At 66.7% G+C, this 7,690-nt stretch carries 9 protein-coding genes; 2 read left to right on the top strand and 7 right to left on the bottom strand.

Features of this window, described 5'->3' with window-relative positions:
* Positions 1-791 (bottom strand): GGDEF domain-containing protein (locus ACEN88_RS19920; RefSeq protein WP_413342313.1); only part of this gene is annotated, 791 nt, incomplete at its 3' end.
* A 108-nt stretch (positions 792-899) separates the two neighbouring features.
* Here ACEN88_RS19920 and ACEN88_RS19915 point away from each other — a divergent pair.
* The gene (locus ACEN88_RS19915; RefSeq protein ID WP_413342311.1) at positions 900-1,688 is read left to right on the top strand and encodes a helical backbone metal receptor; all 789 of its coding nucleotides are present in this window, start codon (positions 900-902) and stop codon (positions 1,686-1,688) included.
* Here ACEN88_RS19915 and ACEN88_RS19910 read toward each other — a convergent pair.
* The 6 genes from ACEN88_RS19910 to ACEN88_RS19885 all read right to left on the bottom strand — a co-directional run bounded on the left by ACEN88_RS19910 (position 1,681) and on the right by ACEN88_RS19885 (position 7,275).
* On the bottom strand, positions 1,681-2,775 hold the full coding sequence (locus ACEN88_RS19910) for an acyltransferase family protein (protein ID WP_413342309.1): 1,095 nt from the start codon (positions 2,773-2,775) through the stop codon (positions 1,681-1,683). The genes ACEN88_RS19915 and ACEN88_RS19910 overlap by 8 nt on opposite strands.
* 120 nt (positions 2,776-2,895) lie before the next feature.
* A complete protein-coding gene (locus ACEN88_RS19905) occupies positions 2,896-3,270 on the bottom strand; it encodes an HPF/RaiA family ribosome-associated protein (RefSeq protein WP_413342307.1) in 375 nt (124 codons plus the stop codon).
* 75 nt (positions 3,271-3,345) lie between these two features.
* Positions 3,346-4,026: a DUF1345 domain-containing protein gene (locus tag ACEN88_RS19900; RefSeq protein ID WP_413342306.1), complete on the bottom strand. Its 681-nt coding sequence runs from the start codon at positions 4,024-4,026 to the stop codon at positions 3,346-3,348.
* Positions 4,026-5,288, bottom strand: coding sequence for an MFS transporter (locus ACEN88_RS19895; RefSeq protein WP_413342304.1), 1,263 nt, complete (start codon positions 5,286-5,288; stop codon positions 4,026-4,028). The genes ACEN88_RS19900 and ACEN88_RS19895 overlap by 1 nt, the downstream gene beginning before the upstream one ends.
* 78 nt (positions 5,289-5,366) lie before the next feature.
* Complete coding sequence (locus ACEN88_RS19890) at positions 5,367-6,125, bottom strand: class I SAM-dependent methyltransferase (RefSeq protein ID WP_413342302.1); 759 nt, start codon at positions 6,123-6,125, stop codon at positions 5,367-5,369.
* 121 nt (positions 6,126-6,246) lie between these two features.
* A complete protein-coding gene (locus ACEN88_RS19885) occupies positions 6,247-7,275 on the bottom strand; it encodes a CDP-6-deoxy-delta-3,4-glucoseen reductase (protein ID WP_413342301.1) in 1,029 nt (342 codons plus the stop codon).
* An 11-nt stretch (positions 7,276-7,286) separates the two neighbouring features.
* On the opposite strand from ACEN88_RS19885, the gene ACEN88_RS19880 reads away from it, so the two are divergent.
* Positions 7,287-7,690, top strand: a 404-nt coding sequence (locus ACEN88_RS19880) for an NAD-binding protein (RefSeq protein WP_413342300.1), incomplete at its 3' end; no start/stop codon positions are given.

The raw sequence follows: 7,690 nt of genomic DNA, 5'->3' as shown, positions 1-7,690 counted from the left end.
CCGAGGTGTATACGCGCCCGGCGCTCGGCGACCGTGACCGCCTGCGCCTGCGGGGTGGCGGGCAGGATCGCCATCATTTCTTCGCCGCCGTAGCGCACGGCGAAATCGGTCGGCCGCAGGCCCGCGCGGATCACGCCCGCGGCCGCGCACAGGGCGGCGTCGCCCGCGATGTGGCCATGCGTGTCGTTGAAGCGCTTGAAGTGGTCGAGGTCGATCATCACGAGCGACAGCGGGCCGCCGTCCTGGCGCGCGCGCGTGACGAGCTTGGGCAGCGCGTCGTTCAGCCAGGCACGGTTGTACAGGCCCGTGAGGCCGTCGTTGAACGACAGCTGGCGGTAGAATTCGCCCAGCTTCTGGCGCCGGCGCAGGCGGGCGTTGGTCGCGCGGATGCGGAACGACAGCAGCCGCAACAGGTTGCGCGCCACGCTGTTGTGCCCGTCGATCAATTGCCACACGCGGTCGGGTTCGATGACGAGCAGCTCGCTGTCTTCGAGCGCGACGATGGCGTCGAGGTTCGCGGCATCGTCCAGCACGGACTGCTCGCCCACGCTTTCGCCCGGCAGGATGCGCTCGACATTGCCTTCGCCCAGCGCGCCCTCCACGGCGAGGCTGCCCGCGAGCAGGATGTAGAGGCGGGCGCGCAGGCCGTCCTCGAGCGCTTCGCCCCGCGGCAGCCGCACGAGCCGGCAATCGGCGAGCGCTTGCGTGACGGCGGGATCGTCGATGTCGCGAAAGAGCTGCAAGTCGCGGATGCTGTAGGGGGATGCACCGAAGGTGCCGGTCACGATCATCAGATTGACTGCCAGGCGACAACTTATATTGACAACCTCGCATGATACCTGAACGAAATACCAGCGCCGAAGCTTGGCGCCGATAAACAACAGTGTTTCAATGGCGGCATGACTACCGCCCCCGATTTCCTGGTCGACGCCCTCGGCCACCAGCACGCACCCGCGCCCGCAGCGCGCATCGTCTGCCTCGTGCCGTCGATCACCGAGCTGCTGTGCGACCTGGGCCTCGCCGGCGAGCTCGTCGGCCGCACGGGTTTCTGCATCCATCCACGCGACGTGGTCGCGGCCATCCCCAAGGTGGGCGGCACGAAGGACGTCAACATCGAGAAGATCCGCAAGCTCGCGCCCACGCACGTCGTCGTCAACATCGACGAGAACGCCAGGCCGACCGTCGAGAAACTCGCCGCGTTCGTGCCGCACGTCGTCGTCACGCATCCGAACACGCCGCGCGACAATGTGCCCCTGGCGCGGCTGATGGGCGGGATCTTCGGCGCGGAAGAGGCCGCCGCGCGCTGGTGCCTTGCCTTCGAGGCCGAGTACGCGGCGCTGCACGCATCGCCGAAGGGACCGGCGCGCACGGTGCTCTACTGCATCTGGCAGGATCCGTGGATGACGGTGTCGAAGGACACGTATATCGCGAACATGCTTGCCGAACTGGGCTGGCGCGTGCCGGACCTGGGCACGGACCGGTATCCGCGCTTCGCCTGGTCGCAGGCGCTCGTCGACGGGCTCGATGCCGTGCTGCTGTCGACCGAGCCTTACCGCTTCACGGAAGACCATGCGGACGCGCTGGAAAAGCAGCTGGGGATTCCCGTGGTTCTCGTCGACGGCGAGATGATGTCGTGGTACGGCAGCCGTGCGCTGGCCGGGCTGCGCTATCTGCAGACGCTCAAGTAAAGGCCGGGGCCGCTCCGCGGCGGGCCCACACGTTGCGCAGCCATCTGGCCACCGGCTTTTCCACGCAGCGGTGCACGACCAGTGCCGCCACGCAGGCCACGGCCACGGCACCGGTCAGCAGCAGGGCGCCCGATCCGGCGTAGTGCAGCTTGCGCGCGGCCTCGACGGCGATGCTGATCGCGATGCCGTGCGTGAGGTACAGCGGATAGGACAGCGCGCCCAGCAGGCCGCCGATACGGCCCACGCGCAGGTTGCCGGCAGTTTCGGCCGCGACGAGGCCAATGATGATGCAGGCGGAACTCACGCCGTACAGCACGACCGGCAACAGGCCGTGCTCGGCCATGCTCTTGTAGAGACCGGTGTCCTCCACGAGGCCCGTGGCCAGGAAGGCGAGGCCACCCGCCAGTGCGAGCAGCCGCGGGAAGCGGATCGTGCGGTGGCGCAGCACCCACGCGACGCCCATGCCGAGGAGGAACAGCAGGTTGTACGGGGAGGCGAGCGTCCGGACGGTGTCGCCGAACAGCCCGGCCGGCAGCTGGAGATCGACCACGCGCGCCGTGCAGAACAGGATCGCCCAGGCAAGCAGCACCCAGCGGCTCACGCGCACGCGCCAGATGGCCAGGCCAAACAGGGCGTAGAACAGGATTTCGTGGACGAGGGTCCAGGACTGGATCAGCATCGGCAACTGGCTCTGCGGCAACAGCAGCACGGATTTCACCCAGTAATCCCACGCGAGGTTCCCCGCGAACCAATATTTCGCGGTGATCAGGACCATCACGACCAGGTACAGCGGATAGATGCGCGTCGCGCGCTTCCACGCGAACGAACCCAGCCTGCCGGGACGGTCGAGGTCGGCATGATGGATGTAATAGATGATGTAGCCGGACAGGACGAAGAAGAACGGCACGCCCGCGTGGCCGAAGCCGAAGAAGCCGCCAAACGGCGCGCCGCGGTCGGGCTGGGCCAGTTCGACGACGTGCGATCCGTGGAAGAAGGCGACGAGCAGGGCGGCGATGCCGCGGGCCGCTTCGATGGTCAGGAGCTTGTCGGTCCGGGCGACGGGTGTGGGTTGTGCAGTCGTGGTCATGATGCTTGCAGTTGTCCGGACAAGCGTATATGGACGCTCCGGATGACGCAAGCATATTTTAATTTTTGCAACACTTTTGGCGGGCAACGACTGGCGGCAGTCCGTTGCCCGCGACTGCGATCAGGAATTGCTGGTCAGGTCTTTATCGGATTCGGCGTCCACGGGCAGCGGTTCGCGCTTGTTCTTGTCGTTCAGCCGGCCGATGGCGCTGTCCAGGGCGCGCTTGAGCTTGCCGACGGCGCTCGTGATCGACTGCTGCAGGTTTTCCGCATGCGCATGCACGACGACGGGCGCATAACCGGAGACGAGCGCTTCCATCATGCAGTAGTTACTGCCGTCTTCGTGCTTTTCCTTGTTCTCGTTGGAGAGGTGCACGTCCACGCGGCGCACGTGGTCGCCGAAGCGGGAAATGGCTTCTTCGACCATGGTGCGGACGCGTTCGTCGAGGCCCGAATGGCGCTGGATCGTGTTATCGGTGTTGACATTAACTTCCATAAACTCCTCCAAAAGTGGTCACATTTGCATCGATGTTACCCGCTCCGGAGAAAACCCGTCGTCCCGCACGCGCACTCAGGTGTTCACGAGGCTCGCCGCGATGTTCACGGACAGGCCGAGGATGACGAGGTTGAAGAAGAACGCCAGCACGCAATGGCCCAGCACGAGCTTGCGCATGGCGCGCGTCCTGACGGTCACGTCCGACGTCTGCACGGCGACCGACAGCGTGAACGAGAAGTACAGGAAGTCCCAGTAGTTCGGCTGCGTGTGCTGGTCGGGGAATTCCAGCGGCAGCGCGTGCTTGCTGGCCGTGTAGTAGATGTGCGCGTAATGGAAGCAGTACATGACGCCGACCAGCAGCCAGGAACCGATCACGGTCAGCGCCGTGAATCCGTAGTGCAGCGCCTTGACGTGCTCCGACGTTTCCTTCATGTTTGCCAGTTCCGTCACGATGGCATAGACGCTCAGGATCGCGCCGCCGACGACGGCGCTCAGCACGGCGCCGCCGCTTTCGTCCTGCCTTTCGGCGATCGCGCGCACGCGGCTGTGATCGGCGCGGAACATCGTCCACGCCATGATCAGCAGATAGGACCACACGCCGCTGTTCCAGCCGATCAGTGCGCGCCGCAGGTCGCTGGAGTGTCCCATGTTGCGGTCCGGGACGAGGATCCCGACCGCCACGCCGAGCATCAGCGCGCCGAGCAGGTACGGGCGGCTGCGGATGAAGCGCAACAGGAAGCCTGGCTGCTGTTCCATCACGTGGCTCCGGCCTTGGCCGCCTGTTCCGCCTCGTGGTGCGGGAAGCGGTCCATGCGCGACAGCACGGGGAACAGCTTCATCCACGTGCCCGTGACGACGAGCGTGGCGACGCCCCCGAACACGATCGCGCGCACGAGGCCGAACCAGCTCGCCGTGAGGCCCGATTCGAATTCGCCCAGTTCGTTGGAGGCGCCGATGAACACGGCGTTCACGGCGCTGACACGGCCGCGGATCTCGTCCGGCGTCTCGTACTGCACGAGCAGGTGGCGGATGTAGACGCTGACCATGTCGCCCGCGCCCAGCAGGAACAGCGCGACGAGGGCGACGTAGAAGCTGTGCGTGAGGCCCATCGTCACGGTGGCCGCGCCGAACAGGGCGACGCCGCCGAACATCCAAGCGCCGACCTTGCGCGTGATGGGCCAGAACGCGAGCGCGATCGAGCACAAGGTGGCGCCGGCACCGGGCGCGGTCCGCAACAGGCCCAGGCTCGTGGGGCCGGCGTGCAACACGTCGTGCGCATACGCGGGCAGCAGGGCGGTGGCGCCGCCGAACAGCACGGCGAACAGGTCGAGAGAAATGGCGCCCAGCACGATCGGCCGCGACCACACGAAGCGCAGCCCTTCCAGCAGGGTGTGCCAGCTGACGGGCGCCTTGCTTCTGGCCTGCGGCGCGCTCTTCGTGCCGGCCATCAGCAGCACGGCGATGACGAGCAGCGTGCTCGATACGGCATAGACGACGTTCGGCCCGAACACGTACAAGAGGCCGCCCAGCACGGGACCCGCGATCACGGATACCTGGAACGTCGACGAGCTCAGCGCCACGGCCTGCGAAAAGTCTTGCGTGGACACGAGGTTGCGCAGGACGGCCTGCGAAGCGGGCTGCATGAACGCGCGCGCGCTGCCGAACAGCACGAGCACGGCGTAGACGGGCCACACGGTCTTGCTGCCGGACAGGGTAAATGCGACGAGCAGCAGGCTGCACAGCAGTTGCGTGGCCATGCACGCGAGAACGATCTTGCGGCGGTTGTGCGTGTCGGCCACGTGGCCGGCCCACAGGATCAGGACGAGGAACGGGGCGAACTGGGCGAGGCCGATGAGGCCGAGGTCGAACAGGCTGTGCGTGATCTGGTAGACCTGCCAGCCGATGGCCACGCTCTGCATCTGGACGGCTAGCGTGCCGAGGAAGCGCGAGGAGAGGTAGAACGAAACGTTACGGTTGCGCAGGACGGCAAGGCGCCCTGTCGGAGAAAGCACGGACATAGGTTGGGAGAGGGAATGGCGGGAATGCAACCCTCATTGTGCCTGATGTCCGCGCAACGCGCTGTCTTGACAGCGGTCTTATTTCTTGACGAACCGGATCGCGAACTTGTCGTCCGGCGCGCCCTTCATTTCGAAGAACGGCTGCTCGCGCGGGTCGGACGGCGCGCGCAGGTAGTCGCTCTTCGCGTCGACCTTGAAGCCGGCCTTCGTCACCTCGTCGACGACCGTGTCCTCGTCGATGCGGTGCAGGGTCTTCGTCGCCGTGAGGCCGCTGCCCTTCTTCGCCGCGTTGTCGATGACGACGAGGTGGCCGCCCGGCTTGAGGGCGTCGTACAGGCGCTTGTTCAGCGCGGCGCGGTCGGCCGGCGTGTTGACGATGTCATGGTACGACATGTTGATCGTGACGAGGTCCAGCGGCGGCGTGCCTTTCGGGACCGGATCGTTGAAGTCCGCCACGACGGCGTGCAGGTTCGGCAGCGTGGCCTGGCCCAGGCGCGCGTCCAGCTTGGCGTTCGGCTTGGCGTTCTGGGCCCAGACCTCGCCCTTGGGGCCCACGGCCGCCGTCAGCAGGGCCGCGGTGGCGCCGCCGCCGGACGACACGTCGAGCACCTTCATGCCCGGCTTCACCTGGGCGAACGTGAGGAATTCGGCGGATTTGCGGTGTGCGTCGCCCTTGCGGTCGTCGTCCGTGCGGAGCGGGCTGGCGAGGACGGTTTGCCAGTTGTTGCCGGCCTGGTCGGCAGCGTGGGCGGGGAGGGCGCCCGAAAGGAGGGCTGTCGATACGAGGGCGGCCGACAGGGCGAGCAGGACAGGGGCACGGCGGAGCGTCTTGTACATGTTATTGGACCCTTTCTTGTTTGGTAACCGGCCGGTGCGGCCGGGGCAAACGGGAACATACTCCAAATCCTTGTCTAGATATACAGGAATCGCGTCTGCATGTGCGCCCCGCCCGGGGACGTCAGGACTGGGCCAGGTCCGCTTCCGTCGTGAAGGCGTCGGCGTAGAACTCGTCGGCCGGCAGGCCGCATTGCTCGACGTAGTCGCGCCGCGCGGAATCGACCATGATCGGCGCGCCGCACGCATACACCTGGTGGTTCGACAGGTCGGGGATGTCCTGCATCACCGCCGCATGCACGAAGCCCGTGCGGCCCGTCCAGCCGTCTTCCGGCAGCGCGTCCGAGATGACCGGCACGTACTTGAAGTGGGGCAGCTCGCGCGCCCACTGCTCGCACAACTCGTGCATGTACAGGTCCTGCGGCCGGCGTCCGCCCCAGTACAGGGCGACGGGGCGTTCCGATTTCAGGTGGATCATGTGCTCGACGAGCGCCTTGACCGGCGCGAAGCCGGTGCCCGAGGCCAGCAGCACGATCGGCTTGTCGGACTCCTCCCGCAGGAAGAACGTACCCAGCGGACCCTCGAAGCGCAGGATGTCGCGTTCCTTCATCGCCCCGAACACATGGTCCGTGAAGGCGCCGCCCGGGAGATGGCGGATGTGCAGCTCGAGCGGGCCGCCCAGCGACGGCGCGCTGGCGATGCTGTAGGCGCGGCGCTTGCCGTCCTTGAGCATGAATTCGATGTACTGGCCGGCGCGGTAGGCGAGGGCTTCGTTGGCCGGCAGTTGCAAGGTGAGGATGGCGACGTCCGGCGCGGCGCGGCGGATGGCGGTGACGCGGGTCGGCATCTTGCGCACCGGGTACTCGCTGCTGCCGCCCACTTCGCGCGCTTCGATCACCACGTCGCCCTCGGGCACGGCGCAGCACATCAGCGCGAAGCCCTGCAGCTTTTCCTGCTCGGTCAGCGCGCGCGCCTGGTGCGGCTTGTGGTGGATCGTGCCTTCGACGACCTTGCCCTTGCAGGAACCGCAGGCGCCGTTCTTGCAGCCGTACGGCAGGCCGATGCCGGAGCGGATCGCGGCCGCGAGCACGGTTTCGTCCGCGTCGCAGTCGTAGTGGTGGCCGCTGGGCTGGACAGTGATCTGAAACGTCATACAATCCTCGAATGGATACAAAAAACAAAGTCAGGTTCAACAAGCCGCGCCTCCTGATCGTGGGCTGCGGCGACGTCGGCATGCGTTTGCTGCCGCTGGTGCGCGAGCGTTTTCGCGTGTTCGCCGTGACGAGCCAGCCCGCCAGGTGCGCGGCACTGCGTGCGGCGGGCGCCGTCCCCGTGGTGGCCGACCTCGACCGGCCAGCGACACTGAAGCGATTGGCAGGATTGGCGCAGCGGGTCGTTCATCTTGCGCCGCCACAGCAGGACGGCGCGCTCGATTTGCGCACGCGCAATTTGACCGCCATTCTACCCGAGGGCACGCGGGTGGTTTATGTCAGCACCTCGGGCGTCTACGGCGACCGTGGCGGCGCGGCGACCCCCGAGACGACGCCCGTCGCCCCGCGCAATGCGCG

The sequence above is a fragment of the Massilia sp. CT11-108 genome, from assembly GCF_047302915.1.
GTDB lineage: Bacteria > Pseudomonadota > Gammaproteobacteria > Burkholderiales > Burkholderiaceae_D > Telluria > Telluria orientalis.
The sequence above is the reverse complement of the archived record's forward strand: the minus strand, read 5'-3'. Positions and strand labels throughout refer to the sequence as shown.

Excerpts from the sequence above, each read along its gene's own strand:
- ACEN88_RS19890 (WP_413342302.1), bottom strand. The coding sequence starts at position 6,125 with ATGTACAAGACGCTCCGCCGTGCCCCTGTCCTGCTCGCCCTGTCGGCC.
- ACEN88_RS19910 (WP_413342309.1), bottom strand. The coding sequence starts at position 2,775 with ATGACCACGACTGCACAACCCACACCCGTCGCCCGGACCGACAAGCTC.
- ACEN88_RS19895 (WP_413342304.1), bottom strand. The coding sequence starts at position 5,288 with ATGTCCGTGCTTTCTCCGACAGGGCGCCTTGCCGTCCTGCGCAACCGT.
- ACEN88_RS19885 (WP_413342301.1), bottom strand. The coding sequence starts at position 7,275 with ATGACGTTTCAGATCACTGTCCAGCCCAGCGGCCACCACTACGACTGC.
- ACEN88_RS19915 (WP_413342311.1), top strand. The coding sequence starts at position 900 with ATGACTACCGCCCCCGATTTCCTGGTCGACGCCCTCGGCCACCAGCAC.
- ACEN88_RS19905 (WP_413342307.1), bottom strand. The coding sequence starts at position 3,270 with ATGGAAGTTAATGTCAACACCGATAACACGATCCAGCGCCATTCGGGC.
- ACEN88_RS19900 (WP_413342306.1), bottom strand. The coding sequence starts at position 4,026 with ATGGAACAGCAGCCAGGCTTCCTGTTGCGCTTCATCCGCAGCCGCCCG.